This window comes from Kosakonia pseudosacchari (assembly GCF_900184035.1).
GTDB classification, from domain to species: domain Bacteria; phylum Pseudomonadota; class Gammaproteobacteria; order Enterobacterales; family Enterobacteriaceae; genus Kosakonia; species Kosakonia pseudosacchari.
Map to the genome: position 1 here is coordinate 262,933 of NZ_FXWP01000011.1, position 14,526 is coordinate 277,458.

The 14,526-nt window shown below is 53.2% G+C and carries 18 protein-coding genes; 13 read left to right on the top strand and 5 right to left on the bottom strand.

The window, feature by feature from the left end; genetic code table 11:
• The first annotated feature begins 143 nt into the window (after positions 1–143).
• The 5 genes from argT to hisP all read left to right on the top strand — a co-directional run bounded on the left by argT (position 144) and on the right by hisP (position 4,238).
• On the top strand, positions 144–926 hold the full coding sequence (gene argT / locus BN2591_RS09830; RefSeq protein WP_017458620.1) for a lysine/arginine/ornithine ABC transporter substrate-binding protein ArgT: 783 nt from the start codon (positions 144–146) through the stop codon (positions 924–926).
• Positions 927–1,191: 265 nt separating this feature from the next.
• Positions 1,192–1,974 carry a histidine ABC transporter substrate-binding protein HisJ gene (gene hisJ / locus BN2591_RS09835; RefSeq protein WP_017458619.1) on the top strand — a complete coding sequence of 261 codons (783 nt, stop codon included), beginning with the start codon at positions 1,192–1,194 and terminating at the stop codon, positions 1,972–1,974.
• Between the two features lie 83 nt (positions 1,975–2,057).
• Positions 2,058–2,744: a histidine ABC transporter permease HisQ gene (locus BN2591_RS09840; RefSeq protein WP_086871024.1), complete on the top strand. Its 687-nt coding sequence runs from the start codon at positions 2,058–2,060 to the stop codon at positions 2,742–2,744.
• Positions 2,741–3,457, top strand: coding sequence for an ABC transporter permease (locus tag BN2591_RS09845; protein ID WP_086871026.1), 717 nt, complete (start codon positions 2,741–2,743; stop codon positions 3,455–3,457). The genes BN2591_RS09840 and BN2591_RS09845 overlap by 4 nt, the downstream gene beginning before the upstream one ends.
• 7 nt (positions 3,458–3,464) lie before the next feature.
• Positions 3,465–4,238: a histidine ABC transporter ATP-binding protein HisP gene (hisP, locus tag BN2591_RS09850; protein ID WP_086871029.1), complete on the top strand. Its 774-nt coding sequence runs from the start codon at positions 3,465–3,467 to the stop codon at positions 4,236–4,238.
• Positions 4,239–4,244: 6 nt separating this feature from the next.
• Here the strand turns inward: hisP and BN2591_RS09855 are convergent, their stop codons facing one another.
• From BN2591_RS09855 to yfcG, 4 genes are all read right to left on the bottom strand, one after another.
• Positions 4,245–4,811, bottom strand: a complete 567-nt coding sequence (locus BN2591_RS09855) for a hypothetical protein (protein ID WP_086871032.1) — start codon at positions 4,809–4,811, stop codon at positions 4,245–4,247.
• Positions 4,812–4,862: 51 nt separating this feature from the next.
• Positions 4,863–5,354, bottom strand: coding sequence for a GNAT family N-acetyltransferase (locus tag BN2591_RS09860; protein ID WP_086871034.1), 492 nt, complete (start codon positions 5,352–5,354; stop codon positions 4,863–4,865).
• Positions 5,355–5,422: 68 nt separating this feature from the next.
• Complete coding sequence (locus tag BN2591_RS09865; protein ID WP_086871036.1) at positions 5,423–6,319, bottom strand: TIGR01777 family oxidoreductase; 897 nt, start codon at positions 6,317–6,319, stop codon at positions 5,423–5,425.
• 120 nt (positions 6,320–6,439) lie between these two features.
• Positions 6,440–7,069: a GSH-dependent disulfide bond oxidoreductase gene (gene yfcG, locus BN2591_RS09870; protein WP_086871038.1), complete on the bottom strand. Its 630-nt coding sequence runs from the start codon at positions 7,067–7,069 to the stop codon at positions 6,440–6,442.
• A 138-nt stretch (positions 7,070–7,207) separates the two neighbouring features.
• Here yfcG and yfcF point away from each other — a divergent pair, with 138 nt between their 5' ends.
• The 3 genes from yfcF to yfcD are packed head-to-tail and all read left to right on the top strand — an operon-like array spanning position 7,208 to position 9,059.
• Positions 7,208–7,852, top strand: coding sequence for a glutathione transferase (yfcF, locus tag BN2591_RS09875; protein WP_086871040.1), 645 nt, complete (start codon positions 7,208–7,210; stop codon positions 7,850–7,852).
• Positions 7,853–7,907: 55 nt separating this feature from the next.
• A complete protein-coding gene (gene yfcE, locus BN2591_RS09880) occupies positions 7,908–8,459 on the top strand; it encodes a phosphodiesterase (RefSeq protein ID WP_143468243.1) in 552 nt (183 codons plus the stop codon).
• A 54-nt stretch (positions 8,460–8,513) separates the two neighbouring features.
• Positions 8,514–9,059, top strand: coding sequence for an NUDIX hydrolase YfcD (yfcD, locus tag BN2591_RS09885; protein WP_086871044.1), 546 nt, complete (start codon positions 8,514–8,516; stop codon positions 9,057–9,059).
• On the opposite strand, the gene BN2591_RS09890 is transcribed toward yfcD, so the two are convergent.
• A complete protein-coding gene (locus BN2591_RS09890) occupies positions 9,060–10,079 on the bottom strand; it encodes a LacI family DNA-binding transcriptional regulator (protein WP_086871046.1) in 1,020 nt (339 codons plus the stop codon).
• Between the two features lie 234 nt (positions 10,080–10,313).
• Here BN2591_RS09890 and BN2591_RS09895 point away from each other — a divergent pair, with 234 nt between their 5' ends.
• From BN2591_RS09895 to BN2591_RS09915, 5 genes are all read left to right on the top strand, one after another.
• Entirely contained in the window at positions 10,314–10,757 is a 444-nt protein-coding gene (locus BN2591_RS09895) for a PTS sugar transporter subunit IIA (protein WP_086871048.1), read from the top strand.
• An 80-nt stretch (positions 10,758–10,837) separates the two neighbouring features.
• Positions 10,838–11,110 carry a PTS sugar transporter subunit IIB gene (locus BN2591_RS09900; RefSeq protein WP_020454540.1) on the top strand — a complete coding sequence of 91 codons (273 nt, stop codon included), beginning with the start codon at positions 10,838–10,840 and terminating at the stop codon, positions 11,108–11,110.
• Between the two features lie 52 nt (positions 11,111–11,162).
• Positions 11,163–12,554 (top strand): PTS ascorbate transporter subunit IIC, encoded by a 1,392-nt coding sequence (locus tag BN2591_RS09905; protein ID WP_086871050.1) that lies wholly within the window; start codon positions 11,163–11,165, stop codon positions 12,552–12,554.
• Entirely contained in the window at positions 12,551–13,384 is an 834-nt protein-coding gene (locus tag BN2591_RS09910; protein WP_086871052.1) for a transketolase, read from the top strand. Before BN2591_RS09905 ends, BN2591_RS09910 begins: the two co-directional genes overlap by 4 nt.
• Positions 13,377–14,330, top strand: a complete 954-nt coding sequence (locus BN2591_RS09915) for a transketolase family protein (protein ID WP_086871054.1) — start codon at positions 13,377–13,379, stop codon at positions 14,328–14,330. The genes BN2591_RS09910 and BN2591_RS09915 overlap by 8 nt, the downstream gene beginning before the upstream one ends.
• Positions 14,331–14,526: the final 196 nt, after the last annotated feature.

The following is a 14,526-nucleotide window of genomic DNA, read 5'->3' on the forward strand; positions in this document are numbered from 1 at the left end:
AGCAAGTTTGCAACGTTTTATTAACATATTTAACGCGGTGTTTTTTAACACCCGGGAAAGTGGCATAAGACGTGCAAGGTAACTGTCAGCAACACACAACACAACGTAATACAAAATAAAAACAGAACACTTGAGGGTAATGTATGAAGAAGACGGTTCTCGCTCTGTCTTTACTGCTGGGCCTGTCGGCGACGGCCAGCGTTTATGCAGCGCTTCCCCAGACGGTACGCATCGGTACGGATGCGACCTACGCGCCGTTCTCATCGAAAGATGCGAAAGGGAATTTCGTGGGTTTTGATATCGATCTTGGCAATGAAATGTGCAAGCGCATACATGTGAAATGCACCTGGGTAGGCAGCGATTTTGACGCGCTGATCCCATCCCTGAAAGCGAAGAAAATCGATGCCATCATCTCTTCTCTGTCGATTACCGAAAAACGTCAGCAGGAGATCGCCTTCTCTGACAAGCTCTACGCCGCAGATTCCCGCCTGATTGCCGCCAAAGGCTCGCCGATTCAACCGACGCTGGAGTCACTGAAAGGCAAGCATGTTGGCGTCCTGCAAGGCTCGACGCAGGAAGGTTACGCCAACGACAACTGGCGCAGCAAAGGCATCGATGTTGTGGCTTATCAGAACCAGGATCTGATTTATTCTGACCTCGCCGCAGGTCGTCTGGACGCCGCGTTCCAGGATGAAGTCGCCGCCAGCGAAGGCTTCCTGAAACAGCCCGCCGGGAAAGATTTTGCGTTTGCTGGCCCGTCAGTAAAAGACAAAAAATACTTCGGTGATGGCACCGGTATCGGCTTGCGCAAAGATGATACCGAGCTGAAAGCCGCCTTCGACAAAGCGTTTGCCGAACTGCGCAAAGACGGCACCTACGACAAACTCGCCAAGAAATACTTCGACTTTAACGTCTACGGCGATTAAGACTGGCTGACACGCTGGGCGGGTCAAAAGGGAAACCTGCGCCATGCCGGGATATCGGCATGGTGCAGAGATACGGTGGATGCTCCGGAATGGTGCATTTAATGCTCCGTGGTGGTGCGTAAGTGCATAGTTAAGCATCCAGAATGCAAATTAAAGCCATTGTACAGCCATAATTTTTTGCCTTAACGGGGCATAAAGTGGCACGATAGCGGCACCGTATTGTGATGAGAATTCCCTTAGGGAAGACAGTCTGTTGAGGATAATGATGAAAAAACTGGTGTTATCTCTTTCTCTGGTGCTCGCTTTCTCCAGCGTTTCCAACGTGTTTGCCGCCATTCCACAAAAATTACGTATCGGTACCGATCCCACCTATGCGCCTTTCGAATCGAAGAATGCGCAGGGGGAATTAGTGGGTTTTGATATCGATCTGGCAAAAGAGCTCTGTAAACGCATTAATACGCAATGTGTGTTTATCGAAAACCCACTCGACGCGCTGATCCCGTCGCTGAAAGCGAAAAAAATCGACGCCATTATGTCGTCGCTCTCTATAACGGAAAAACGTCAGCAGGAAATTGATTTTACCGACAAGCTCTACGCGGCGGATTCCCGCCTGGTGGTGGCGAAAGATTCTGATGTTCAGCCGGAGCTGGACAAACTGAAAGGCAAACGCATTGGCGTGCTGCAAGGCACCACGCAGGAAACCTACGGCAACGTCCATTGGGCGCCGAAAGGCGTAGAAATTGTCTCCTATCAGGGGCAGGACAATATTTACTCCGACCTGACTGCGGGCCGTATCGACGCGGCGTTTCAGGATGAAGTGGCTGCCAGCGAAGGTTTCCTGAAAACCCCGCAAGGCAAAGCCTATAAATTTGGTGGTCCTTCCATCAAAGACGAAAAACTGTTTGGCGTCGGTACCGGTATGGGCGTGCGTAAAGGTGATACCGAACTGCGCGACGCGCTGAATAAAGCCTTTGCAGAGATGCGTGCTGACGGGACTTACGAAAAGCTGGCGAAGAAATACTTTGATTTTGATGTTTACGGTGGTTAATACCACGCGTGATTAACGTGCGGCCCCTCCCGCTGTGGGAGGGGAAGAGACACGGCAACACCACACACGACAGGACTGGCTGCATGCTGTACGGGTTTTCTCAAGTCATTTTACAAGGCGCGCTGGTCACGCTGGAGCTGGCTCTCAGCTCCGTGGTGCTGGCAGTGCTGATTGGCCTTGCGGGCGCGGGCGCGAAGCTCTCGAAAAACCGGCTTCTCGCACTGATCTTTGAAGGCTATACCACGCTTATTCGCGGTGTGCCGGATCTGGTGCTGATGCTGCTTATTTTTTACGGCCTGCAAATTGCGCTCAATGGCATTACCGATGCGTTGGGCATGGAGCAGCTGGATATTGATCCGATGGTGGCGGGTATCATCACGCTCGGCTTTATCTACGGCGCCTATTTTACGGAAACCTTCCGCGGTGCTTATATGGCGGTGCCGAAGGGGCACATTGAAGCCGCAACCGCCTTCGGTTTTACCGGTCGCCAGACTTTCCTCCGCATTCTGTTCCCGGCGATGATGCGTTATGCGCTGCCGGGCATTGGCAATAACTGGCAGGTGATCCTCAAAGCCACTGCGCTGGTGTCGCTGCTGGGGCTGGAAGATGTGGTCAAAGCCACGCAGCTCGCCGGGAAAAGCACCTGGGAGCCGTTCTATTTCGCGATTGTCTGCGGCGTTATTTATCTCATTTTTACAACGGCTTCCAATGGCGTACTGCTTCTGCTCGAACGTCGCTACTCGGTGGGTGTGAAGAGGGCTGACCTGTGATCGAGATTATTCAGGAGTACTGGAAATCCCTGCTGTGGAGCGATGGTTATCGCCTGACCGGCGTGGCGATCACGCTGTGGTTGCTGATCTCCTCGGTGGTAATGGGCGGCGTGATGGCGATTTTTCTGGCTATCGGACGTGTTTCCAGCAATAAATTTATCTGCTTTCCGATTTGGTTATTCACCTATGTGTTTCGCGGCACGCCGCTGTATGTGCAGTTGCTGGTGTTCTACTCCGGTATGTACACGCTGGAAGTGGTGAAAGGCACCGAGTTGCTGAACGCCTTTTTCCGCAGTGGCCTTAACTGTACGGTGCTGGCGCTCACGCTCAACACCTGCGCCTATACAACAGAGATTTTCGCCGGGGCGATCCGCTCTGTGCCGCACGGTGAAATTGAAGCGGCGCGCGCCTATGGTTTCTCCTCATTCAAAATGTATCGCAGCATTATCCTGCCCTCGGCGTTGCGCATCGCGCTGCCCGCTTATAGCAACGAGGTGATTTTGATGCTGCACTCCACGGCGCTGGCGTTCACTGCCACCGTGCCGGATTTGTTGAAAATTGCTCGCGATATTAACTCTGCGACCTACCAGCCGTTTACCGCGTTTGGTCTTGCCGCAGTGCTGTATCTGATTATCTCTTATGTGCTGATAAGCCTCTTTCGCAAAGCGGAAAAGCGCTGGCTGCAGCATATGAAACCTTCTTCGACGCACTGAGAACACGATGTCTGAGAATAAATTAAACGTTATCGATCTACACAAGCGCTACGGCGAGCATGAAGTGCTGAAAGGGGTGTCGCTGCAGGCGAACGCAGGTGATGTGATTAGCATCATCGGCTCCTCCGGCTCCGGTAAAAGTACGTTTCTGCGCTGCATTAACTTTCTCGAAAAACCGAGTGAAGGCTCGATTGTGGTTAACGGGCAGAATATCAATCTGGTGCGCGACAAAGACGGCCAGTTAAAAGTGGCCGACAAAAACCAGCTGCGTCTGCTGCGTACCCGCCTGACGATGGTGTTCCAGCATTTCAATTTGTGGAGCCATATGACGGTATTAGAAAACGTCATGGAGGCGCCCATTCAGGTGCTCGGCTTGAGCAAGCAGGAGGCCCGCGAGCGAGCGGTGAAATACCTGGCGAAGGTCGGCATTGATACGATGCAGCAGCAGAAATACCCGGTACATTTATCCGGTGGCCAACAGCAGCGTGTTTCTATCGCGCGTGCGCTGGCGATGGAGCCGGAAGTGTTGCTGTTTGATGAGCCCACTTCGGCGCTGGATCCGGAACTGGTGGGCGAAGTGCTGCGCATCATGCAACAGCTGGCGGAAGAGGGAAAAACGATGGTGGTGGTGACTCACGAAATGGGGTTTGCCCGCCATGTTTCCACCCACGTGATCTTCCTGCATCAGGGCAAGATTGAAGAGGAAGGCACACCGGATGAAGTATTCGGCAATCCGAAAAGCCCGCGTTTGCAGCAGTTCCTTAAAGGTTCGCTGAAATAAAACATCTTAGCGGGAAGGTGGCGAGACAGGCCACCATCCCTGCGGGATGCCGTTCGCGGAGAGAAAACGATAGTGAGTAAACACGGCACCTCTGGCGCTGACGCGTTTTTCCAGTTGCACCGTCTGTGCGCCTGGCGGAACGATGACGTCGCGCGTGCACAGCTCAATCGGGCGTTGAAGCCACTCGTCATAGAAACGTAACCCTGCTTCACAGTGCTTACTCTTACTGACCGGCGGGCCAGGATGACCAATCGAGAAAGCCACTTCACTGCGCACCATCTGGTTTGCGCTATAGCGCACCCAGGCTTCCGGCACATTCCACAACGTCATTGCTGTGAACAAAACGAGGCCCAAAAATGTCAGCAGCCGGGTTTTGTTGCGGGTGACTTTTTTCCGGCTGTGCCAGGTTGTTAATAAACTCACCAGTACGGCAATCGCCAGCATCACCAGCGTGTCAGGCGCGCCCGCTTGCAGGTAGACCTTATGGCTGAGTCTGCTGGCAAAAAGTATCCAGATAATCCAGGCGGCGAACAGCACCACATAAAGCCAAAAGCGCATTTTGCCGGATTTCATCCCTTCACTATTCCTCTCTTTTAACGTGCCTGTCAGCGCTGCGTGTAAGCCTTATTTTTCCCGCCGGTAAACCCAGTCGTCATAATACTCGCCATGGAGCAGATAAACTTTTTCCAGCACCTGTACGCGGGTAAAGCCGCTCTTTTCCAGCACCCGTACTGAACCCTGATTGTCCGCCAGCACCCACGCATTAAGCGCATTTACGTTGCCCTGCGAAAAGACATAATCACAGAGCGTTTGCAGTGCTTCGGAGGCGATGCCACGTCCCTGGGCTGCAGGCGCAACCGAATAACCAACATCGGCTTCATGCGGGTTATGCTGGCTGATACGCAGGCCGATATCGCCAACCGCGCTGTGTTGATCGCGAATGATAAAGGCGTTGCTGTCCCGCAGGCGATCGTCAAACAGGGTTCGGATTTGCGCCCGGGAGGCGATTTCGGCCATATAGCGCATCACGCTGTCGTTTGAACGCAGATGCAGAAAAAACGGCCAGTCAGATTCCTGAAATGAAGAGAGCGTAAAGCGGGGCGTGTACAACGTCATGAAATCGCCTTTGCGGTGGTAAGGCGCTTTAGCTTACCACCGCCAACGACATACGGATGCCACGAAAATTAGGAGGGAACCACATCCCCTAGCGCCTCTTCCAGATCGTACCAGCGGAAGGCAAAACCGGCGGCTTCGAGACGTTTTGGCAGCGCGCGTTGACCACCCAGCACCAGCACAGAGGATTCGCCCATCATCAGGCGCACCGCAAATGCCGGAGCACGCATAATGGCCGGACGGTGCAGCACATGCCCGAGCGTGTGGGAGAACTGCTCATTACGGACCGGATAGGGGGAAACCATATTGAACGGCCCGCGCAGGTCGTTATCCAGCAGCCAGAGAATGCCGTTGACCATATCATCAATATGGATCCACGCCAGATATTGGCGACCATCGCCAATCGGGCCGCCGAGGCCAAGACGAAACAGCGGCAGCAGCTTAGCGAGAATGCCACCTTTCGGTGCGAGCACCACACCGGTGCGCAGCAGGCAAACCCGGGTGCGATCGCTTTGCGCTTCACAGGCGATTTGCTCCCAGCGGGCGCACAGCTTATGGGTAAATTCGTTGTGTGGCGGCTCTTCTTCTGTAACGACTACTTCACCGAGATCGCCATAGTAACCAGCGGCTGAACCAGAAATCAGCACCTGCGGCGGTGTGTCACTGGCGTTGATCAGATCGACAATCCGCTGGGTTATCTGCCAGCGGCTATTGCACAGGCGCTGTTTTTGTTCCTCGCTCCAGCGCTTATCGGCAATGGGCTCACCGGCCAGATTGATTACCGCATCAACATCATTCAGGTTATTCAGCTCATTTAGCCCTTTTAACAGGCTGACGCGCGCGTCAAGCAACTGTTGTGCTTTGGCGGGGTTGCGCGTTACCACAGTCACACTGTGTTTTAGCTCCAGCAGGCGGGGGATCAGATGACGACCAATCAAACCAGTTCCGCCGGTAATCAGTATCTTCATGCTTCCCTCCAGGATGTGTATGCCTTTCCTCAGCATATGTGACTCAGCAAAACCCGCATGCGATGGCGGGCACATTTTGCATCAAATTTTTCAGCAATGTGAAGAGGTTATCCGCGACACTTACACTTGTTGTGCCTTCTGCAACGCCCGTTCGGTTGCCGGACGTGTACGAATACGCTCAAACCAGTTAAATACCGCCGGATAATCTTCCAGCTCGACGCGCTGGCGCGAATGGGCATTGATCCACGGCCAGGCGGCAATATCGGCAATACTGTAGTGCTCGCCTGCCAGCCACGGTACGCGTTCAAGACGCTTATTCAGCACCTGATATAAACGCTGGGTTTCTACCTGGTAGCGCTCAATAGCGTAGGGCACCGGCTGCGGCGCAAAGTGGTTAAAGTGGTGATTCTGCCCGAGCATCGGCCCCAGCCCGCCGACCTGCCAGAACAGCCATTGCAGCGTAAGATGGCGTTCGCGGAGCTCGCCGCTGAGTAATTTTCCTGTTTTTTCTGCCAGATAAAGCAGGATGGCGCCGGATTCGAATATGCTAAGCGGCGCGCCGCCATCGGCGGGCAGATGGTCGACAATGGCCGGAATTTTGTTGTTAGGAGAGATGGTCAGAAAGTCGGGGCGAAACTGATCGCCCTTGCTGATATCAACACGGATCAGGCGATATTCCAGCTCCGCCTCTTCCAGAAAAAGCGTTATTTTATGACCGTTTGGTGTGGGCGCAAAATAGAGGTCTATCATCAAAGCTCCCGTTATGCGGAAAAGAAACGTCTGAGTTTGAGTATAGGTGTTACCTCTGATGCGTGAACTTTCATCAAGTGACAGGGCGCACAGGACGTTATATTTTGAAAAAAATCCCAACTACTGAACGAGGATGTTATGAGCGAACCGGCTATCACCTTATGGTCTGACGCAGAGTATTTTTCCCCGTATGTGCTGTCGGCCTATGTCGCACTACATGAAAAAGGGCTGCCCTTTACCCTGAAAACCGTCGATCTTGACAGTGGTGCCCAACTTGCGCCTGGCTGGCCGGGTTTTAGCCTGACGCAACGTGTGCCGGTGCTGGAGATTGAAGGGTTTGAGCTCAGTGAATCCACGGCGATTGATGAATATCTGGAGGAGCGCTTCGCCCCGCCGGAGTGGGAGCGTATTTATCCGCTGGATCTGCAAAAACGCGCGCGCGCCCGGCAAATTCAGGCCTGGCTACGTAGCGATTTAATGCCTATTCGCGAAGAGCGTTCGACAACGGTGGTCTTTGCCGGAGCCAAAAAAGCGCCGCTCAGTGCTGCCGGGCAGGCGAGCGCCGCTAAGCTGTTCGCGATTGCCGGTGAGCTGCTGGCGCACGATAAACCGAATCTGTTTGGCGAATGGTGTATCGCCGATGTTGACCTGGCGTTGATGTTGAACCGGCTGGTGTTGAACGGCGACAACGTGCCGGAGCGGCTGGCGGATTACGCTACCTTCCAGTGGCAACGCTCATCGGTCCAGCGCTTTGTTGCACTTTCCGCTAAGCGCGCGGGCTGATTAGCCCGGCAACTTCCGTTATTATGGGGCGTTTTCTTCCACATGAGGTGCAGTGATGAAACTGATGTTTGCATCGGATATTCATGGGTCGTTGCCCGCGACGGAACGCGTACTGGAACTGTTCGCGCAAAGTGATGCCCGCTGGTTGGTGATCCTTGGCGATGTGCTGAATCACGGCCCGCGCAATGCCTTACCTGAAGGCTACAAGCCTGCGCAGGCTGCGGACCGTTTGAACGACCAGGCCAGCCGGATTATTGCCGTGCGCGGCAACTGCGACAGTGAAGTGGATCAGATGCTGCTGAAGTTCCCGATTACTGCGCCCTGGCAGCAGGTTTTACTGCCTGAACGCCGCCTGTTTTTGACGCACGGTCATCTCTTTGGCACGGATAACGAGCCGTCGCTGGCGGCGGGCGATGTGCTGATCTATGGTCATACCCATATTCCGGTTGCCGAAAAACGGGGCGAGATTTTCCACTTTAACCCCGGTTCGGTCAGTATCCCAAAAGGTGGGTTCGCGGCCAGCTACGGCATGCTGGAAGAGAACGTATTGCGCGTTATCACACTTAATGATCAGCGGGTTATTGCGCAGGTCACGATTAATCCGTAAGTTACCTTTCAACCGAAACGCGCCAACAGAGCGCCCTAAAGAGAAGATTTCCCGATGGTGGAACAGAGTCATTTTGCAGGCATGGAGTGGGTGGATATTGTCAATGAAGACAATGAGGTGATAGCGCAGGCCAGCCGGCAGCAAATGCGGGCGCAATGTCTGCGTCACCGCGCAACCTACATTGTGGTGCATGATGGGATGGGCAAAGTGCTGGTGCAGCGTCGCACAGAGATCAAAGATTTTATGCCCGGTATGCTGGATGCCACCGCTGGTGGTGTGGTGCAGGCAGGGGAAAACCTGCTGGATTCCGCGCGCCGCGAAGCGGAAGAAGAGTTAGGCATCGCCGGGGTGCCGTTTGCCGAACATGGTCAGTTTTACTTTGAAGATGAACACTGTCGGGTCTGGGGCGGGCTGTTCAGCTGTGTTTCTCATGGGCCGTTCGCGTTGCAGGAAGAAGAAGTTAGCGAAGTCTGCTGGATGACGCCGGAAGAGATCACCGCCCGCTGTGACGAGTTTACGAGTGATTCGCTGAAAGCGCTGGCGTTGTGGATGACGCGCAATGCCAGCAATGACGTGGAAATAGCGCAGGAAACGGAATAACTAGCAGCTATCACGCAAGCAAAACGTCGGTGCAATCGGCGTTTTGTTCTCCCAGGTTTCATCATTCAGGCGCGCCAGCAGTGCGCGTCCTGCTTCAATACCAATCTTACGATGCGGCACGGAAATTGTCGTTAAAGGCGGCACACATACCCGGCTGACATCGCTGTCGCCGAAGCCGACAATCGCTAAATCATCCGGAACCTTAATTCTGCGCCGTTGACACTCATATAGCGCGCCGCAAGCCAGCTCATCCGAGACACATACCAGTGCGTCCAGTTCCGGCCACGCCAGCAGAAACTCCGGCAATTGTGCCGCGCCCGTTGAAAAGACAGGGGGGGCGGCGGCGTTGATCACCCGGTTCGGTGACAGATGATGTCGCAGCATCGCTTTATACCAGCCCTGCAAATGTTGCTGGAAAATCCACTGTTCCTGGTTGGCGCACAATAAACCGATATTTTGATAACCGCGCTGAACCAACATTTGCGTCAGTTCGAACATCGCCGCAACGTTATCAATACCGATATTCATATCTATCGGATCGGCACGCACCGCACCAATTTCGATCACCGGTATGGAGGCGTTTTTCAGCCAGTGGCGTACCGTGTCGCTATGTTCGACGCTGAGTAAAATTGCCGCGGCCAGATTGGAGGCGAGCAGGGTTTCCAGCAGCTTCTCCTCCTGCTCCAGCCGGTGTTGTGATTCGGCGAGCATGATTTGATAGCCAGCAGGCTGTAAAACCTGCTGCAAACCGGCGAACATTTCCGAGCAGCCGGATTCGGCAAGGCTTGGCACCACCATGGCGATCGTCCACGATGAGGCGGAAGCCAGCGCGCTGGCTGCCAGGTTGGGCATGTATCCCAGTTCCTGTACCGCGGCTTCTATCTTCTCGCGCAATTTATCTGAGACCTGCTCTGGGGTACGTAATGCCCGTGAGACAGTCATGGTGCCGACGCCCGCCAGTTGCGCCACATCGGCAAGAGTGACTTTTCCTGTGCTCCGACGTTTTCGGGTTATTGTCATTCCGTTTCCTGACAGCCCTGATAGCTCAGGCGCTGAGTTATGAGTCATCTCAAGGGAGTATACGCCGGAAATCCCTGCTTTTTCTGCGAATTCCTCTGCGTTTTCATATCTGATAGCGCTATCACAATTTTCGATCATTCTTGTTGGTAGCGCTATCTTTGAGACTACCATCACGGATAAGCGCTGCTGAGTTGCATAAAGTTTGCCCATCTCATCCCCGATAAGGAGTGCGAAGTGTTAAACCAATGGCTTAACGAGAAGACCATTCAGATGCTTGAAAACGTCGAAGACTGGCCGCAAGCGCTGGAAATCTGCGCCAGGCCGCTGCTCGCGTCTGGCACCATTACGCCGGAGTATGTGACAGCCATTGTCGCGCAGCACCAAAAATTGGGTCCGTATTATGTGCTGGCACCAGGACTTGCCATGCCGCATGCCAGACCAGAGGAAGGGGCGAAAGGATTAGGCCTGTCATTATTAAAATTGTCTCGCGGAGTGAATTTTGGATCTGAAGAATCCGATCCGGTTGACATCATTATTATGCTGGCCGCACCAGATAAACACAGCCATGTCGAGATGATCGCCGCGCTGGCAGAGTTATTCTCCAGCGATGAAGATATGGCGCAATTACATCGTGCAAATACTCTGGAGGAAATTAAAAACATTATTCAACGCTTCTGATTTTTATTTTTTTCACCAGTGATGAGACATTGCCTGCTATGGGCGATGCGGTCGTACTCTACTCAAAAAAGGTAAATACAATGAAAATAATGGCAATTTGCGGATCCGGCCTGGGAAGTAGTTTTATGGTCGAAATGAATATTAAAAAAGTACTTAAAAAATTAAATATTGAAGCGGAAGTTGAGCATTCCGACCTCTCTTCCGCCACACCAGGTGCCGCCGATGTGTTTGTGATGGCAAAAGATATCGCCGCCAGCGCCAGCGTGCCGGAAAACCAGTTGGTGGTACTTAATAATATTATTGATATCAATGAACTGGAAGCGAAAATCAGCGCTTTCTTCGCCAGCCGTTAACATCAACCGGATGCAGTGCACCATGGTGCGACATGCATAAAGCGAGGTGGATATGTTTATCCTTGAAACGCTCAATTTTGTTGTTGATATTTTGAAAGTCCCCTCTGTACTGGTGGGGTTAATTGCGCTGATTGGCCTGGTCGCGCAGAAAAAATCTTTTTCTGACGTTGTAAAAGGCACGGTTAAAACCATTCTTGGTTTTATCGTACTCGGCGGTGGTGCGACAGTACTCGTCGGCTCGTTAAATCCATTGGGCGGCATGTTTGAGCATGCTTTTAATATTCAGGGGATTATTCCTAATAACGAAGCGATTGTTTCTATTGCGCTTGAAAAATATGGTGCGTCAACAGCGCTGATCATGGCGTTCGGCATGGTGGCGAATATTATTGTGGCGCGTTTTACCCGTCTGAAATATATATTTTTGACCGGGCATCATACCTTTTATATGGCCTGTATGATTGGCGTGATCCTTACCGTTGCCGGGTTTGAAGGTGTCGGTTTGGTGTTTACCGGTTCGCTGATCCTGGGCCTGGTGATGGCGTTTTTCCCGGCGATTGCACAGCGTTACATGAAGCGGATCACCGGCAATGATGATATCGCCTTTGGTCATTTTGGTACGCTGGGCTACGTCTTATCAGGTTGGATTGGGAGTAAATGCGGGAAGGGATCACGTTCAACTGAGGAGATGAACCTGCCGAAAAACCTGAGCTTCCTGCGTGACAGCTCCATCTCTATCTCGCTGACGATGATCATTATTTACGTGATCCTCGCCGTTTGCGCCGGACGCGAATATGTTGAAAGCCAACTGAGCGCCGGGCAGAACTTCCTCGTCTACGCGATTATTCAGGCCATCACCTTTGCCGCGGGTGTGTTCATTATCCTGCAAGGTGTTCGCTTGATCCTGGCGGAAATTGTTCCGGCGTTTACCGGCTTTTCCGAAAAACTGGTACCAAACGCCCGCCCGGCGCTGGATTGCCCGGTGGTTTATCCCTATGCGCCAAACGCGGTATTGGTCGGTTTCTTGTTCAGCTTTCTCGGCGGACTGGTGGGGCTGTTCCTGCTCGGCCAGATGAAGCTGGTGCTGATTCTGCCAGGCGTGGTGCCGCACTTCTTCACCGGTGCGACGGCGGGTGTGTTTGGTAACGCTACCGGCGGTCGACGTGGCGCGATGATCGGTGCCTTCGCCAATGGTTTGCTGATCACTTTCCTGCCGGTATTGCTGCTGCCAGTACTGGGTGCGCTCGGCTTTGCCAATACCACTTTCTCCGATGCTGACTTTGGCTTTATTGGCATTGTGCTGGGCAATCTGGCGCGTTATCTGTCACCGATGGTCATTACCGGCGTGGTGGTGGCGCTGTTCATCGCATTAGTGATCTGGAATGTGATGTCGAAAAGCAAGACGACTGCGAGCGATGCAGATGAAAAGAATGGAGCGAAGTCATGAGCACATTTGCAGAAATAACACAATTTGCACGGGACATTCGTGTCGCCACGCTCAAGGCCTTAACGCATCTCGGCTTTGGTCATTATGGTGGCAGCATGTCGGTGGTGGAAACCCTCGCGGTGCTGTATGGCGAGGTCATGCGAGTTGATCCGTCTGACCCCGACTGGCCGGAACGCGACTACTTTGTGCTCTCGAAAGGCCATGCAGGCCCGGCACTGTATAGTACGTTGGCACTGAAAGGTTTTTTCCCGCAGGAAGCGCTGATGACGCTCAACGAAAATGGTACCCGATTGCCAAGCCATCCGGATCGCTTAAAAACCCGCGGTGTAGATGCCACGACAGGATCACTTGGTCAGGGCATTTCTATCGCGGGCGGAATAGCGCTGGGCCATAAGCTGGCGGGCAGGTCTAATCGCGTGTTTTGCATCGTTGGCGATGGAGAACTGAATGAAGGGCAGTGCTGGGAAGCATTCCAGTTTATTGCCCATCATCGGCTCAACAATCTGACGGTGTTTGTCGACTGGAACAAGCAACAGCTGGATGGCGAACTGGATGAAATTATTTGCGCCTTCGATCTGGAAGGGAAATTTCGCGCCTTCGGCTTTGATGTTTGCACGGTGAAGGGGAACGATATTGCTGCGCTTCTGGATGTGGTGAAGCCTGTTCCGCCAGCGGATGCCAGACCGCGGCTGGTTATCCTCGACAGCATTAAAGGGCAGGGGGTACCGTACCTTGAGAATCTCAGCAATTCGCACCATTTACGCCTGACGGATGAGATGAGGCAGGCGCTAAACGATACCATCGAACAACTGGAGGCGACGCATGATTAAGGTGGCTGAACCGGGCGGCAAAGACAGCATTGAGATGCGTAAAGTTTATGCCGGTTTTATCAGTGAGCAGATCGAGTCGGGCAGTAACATTATTGCTCTGGAAGCCGATTTGATGAGCTCAATGGCGATGGATGGTGTCCATAAAAAGTATCCGCAACAGGTGATAAATTGCGGCATCATGGAAGCCAATGTGATCGGCACGGCAGCGGGGCTTTCACTGACCGGACGTAAACCGTTTGTGCATACATTCACCGCCTTTGCCAGCCGACGCTGTTTCGACCAGTTGTTTATGGCGCTAGATTACCAGCGCAACAATGTGAAGGTCATCGCTTCCGATGCGGGTGTCACCGCGTGCCATAACGGCGGGACGCATATGTCATTTGAGGATATGGGGATTGTGCGCGGGCTGGCGCATTCGGTCGTGCTGGAGGTGACAGATGCGGTGATGTTCTCCGATATTCTGCATCAACTGGCAGATCTGGAAGGCTTTTACTGGGTGCGCACCATTCGCAAACAGGCCCCCACTATCTACCAGCCGGGATCGCGGTTTACGATCGGTAAAGGTAATGTCCTGCGCGAGGGGACAGACATTACGTTAATCGCTAACGGCATTATGGTGGCAGAAGCGCTGACCGCCTCGCAGCAACTGGCGCAGGAGGGCATTAGCGCGGCGGTGATCGATATGTTTACCTTAAAACCTATCGATCGTGCGCTGGTGAAGAACTACGCAGAAAAGACCAGGCGGATTGTTACCTGTGAGAACCACAGCATTCATAACGGACTGGGCTCTGCCGTGGCTGAAGTGTTAGTGGAAACTTGCCCGGTGCCAATGCGTCGTGTCGGTGTGAAAGAGCGCTATGGTCAGGTGGGAACACAGGATTTTCTGCAACAAGAGTATGGGCTAACGGCGAATGACATCGTGGCGGCGGCTCGGGAGCTACTGTGAATAAGCGGGGATAAATAAAAAAGGCGACCATCAGGTCGCCTTTTTGTTGTCTATAGAAAACCCCCAGCTAGGCTGGGGGTTCCGGAAAGCTTTCAGCTTTAAGCCAGTTATTAAAACCCCTTTTGATTTGTTAAAACAGCTTGCGGTCTGGCAACTGCAAAAGTTCAACAAGAAATCAAAAGGGGGGCCCGATGGG

What these genes read in the sequence shown, in the direction of transcription:
- BN2591_RS09865 (WP_086871036.1), bottom strand. Translation starts at nt 6,319, where the DNA reads ATGAAGATACTGATTACCGGCGGAACTGGTTTGATTGGTCGTCATCTG.
- BN2591_RS09860 (WP_086871034.1), bottom strand. Translation starts at nt 5,354, where the DNA reads ATGACGTTGTACACGCCCCGCTTTACGCTCTCTTCATTTCAGGAATCT.
- hisJ (WP_017458619.1), top strand. Translation starts at nt 1,192, where the DNA reads ATGAAAAAACTGGTGTTATCTCTTTCTCTGGTGCTCGCTTTCTCCAGC.
- yfcE (WP_143468243.1), top strand. Translation starts at nt 7,908, where the DNA reads ATGAAACTGATGTTTGCATCGGATATTCATGGGTCGTTGCCCGCGACG.
- hisP (WP_086871029.1), top strand. Translation starts at nt 3,465, where the DNA reads ATGTCTGAGAATAAATTAAACGTTATCGATCTACACAAGCGCTACGGC.
- argT (WP_017458620.1), top strand. Translation starts at nt 144, where the DNA reads ATGAAGAAGACGGTTCTCGCTCTGTCTTTACTGCTGGGCCTGTCGGCG.
- BN2591_RS09890 (WP_086871046.1), bottom strand. Translation starts at nt 10,079, where the DNA reads ATGACAATAACCCGAAAACGTCGGAGCACAGGAAAAGTCACTCTTGCC.
- yfcF (WP_086871040.1), top strand. Translation starts at nt 7,208, where the DNA reads ATGAGCGAACCGGCTATCACCTTATGGTCTGACGCAGAGTATTTTTCC.
- yfcD (WP_086871044.1), top strand. Translation starts at nt 8,514, where the DNA reads ATGGTGGAACAGAGTCATTTTGCAGGCATGGAGTGGGTGGATATTGTC.
- BN2591_RS09910 (WP_086871052.1), top strand. Translation starts at nt 12,551, where the DNA reads ATGAGCACATTTGCAGAAATAACACAATTTGCACGGGACATTCGTGTC.
- BN2591_RS09855 (WP_086871032.1), bottom strand. Translation starts at nt 4,811, where the DNA reads ATGAAATCCGGCAAAATGCGCTTTTGGCTTTATGTGGTGCTGTTCGCC.
- BN2591_RS09905 (WP_086871050.1), top strand. Translation starts at nt 11,163, where the DNA reads ATGTTTATCCTTGAAACGCTCAATTTTGTTGTTGATATTTTGAAAGTC.
- BN2591_RS09915 (WP_086871054.1), top strand. Translation starts at nt 13,377, where the DNA reads ATGATTAAGGTGGCTGAACCGGGCGGCAAAGACAGCATTGAGATGCGT.
- BN2591_RS09840 (WP_086871024.1), top strand. Translation starts at nt 2,058, where the DNA reads ATGCTGTACGGGTTTTCTCAAGTCATTTTACAAGGCGCGCTGGTCACG.
- BN2591_RS09900 (WP_020454540.1), top strand. Translation starts at nt 10,838, where the DNA reads ATGAAAATAATGGCAATTTGCGGATCCGGCCTGGGAAGTAGTTTTATG.
- yfcG (WP_086871038.1), bottom strand. Translation starts at nt 7,069, where the DNA reads ATGATAGACCTCTATTTTGCGCCCACACCAAACGGTCATAAAATAACG.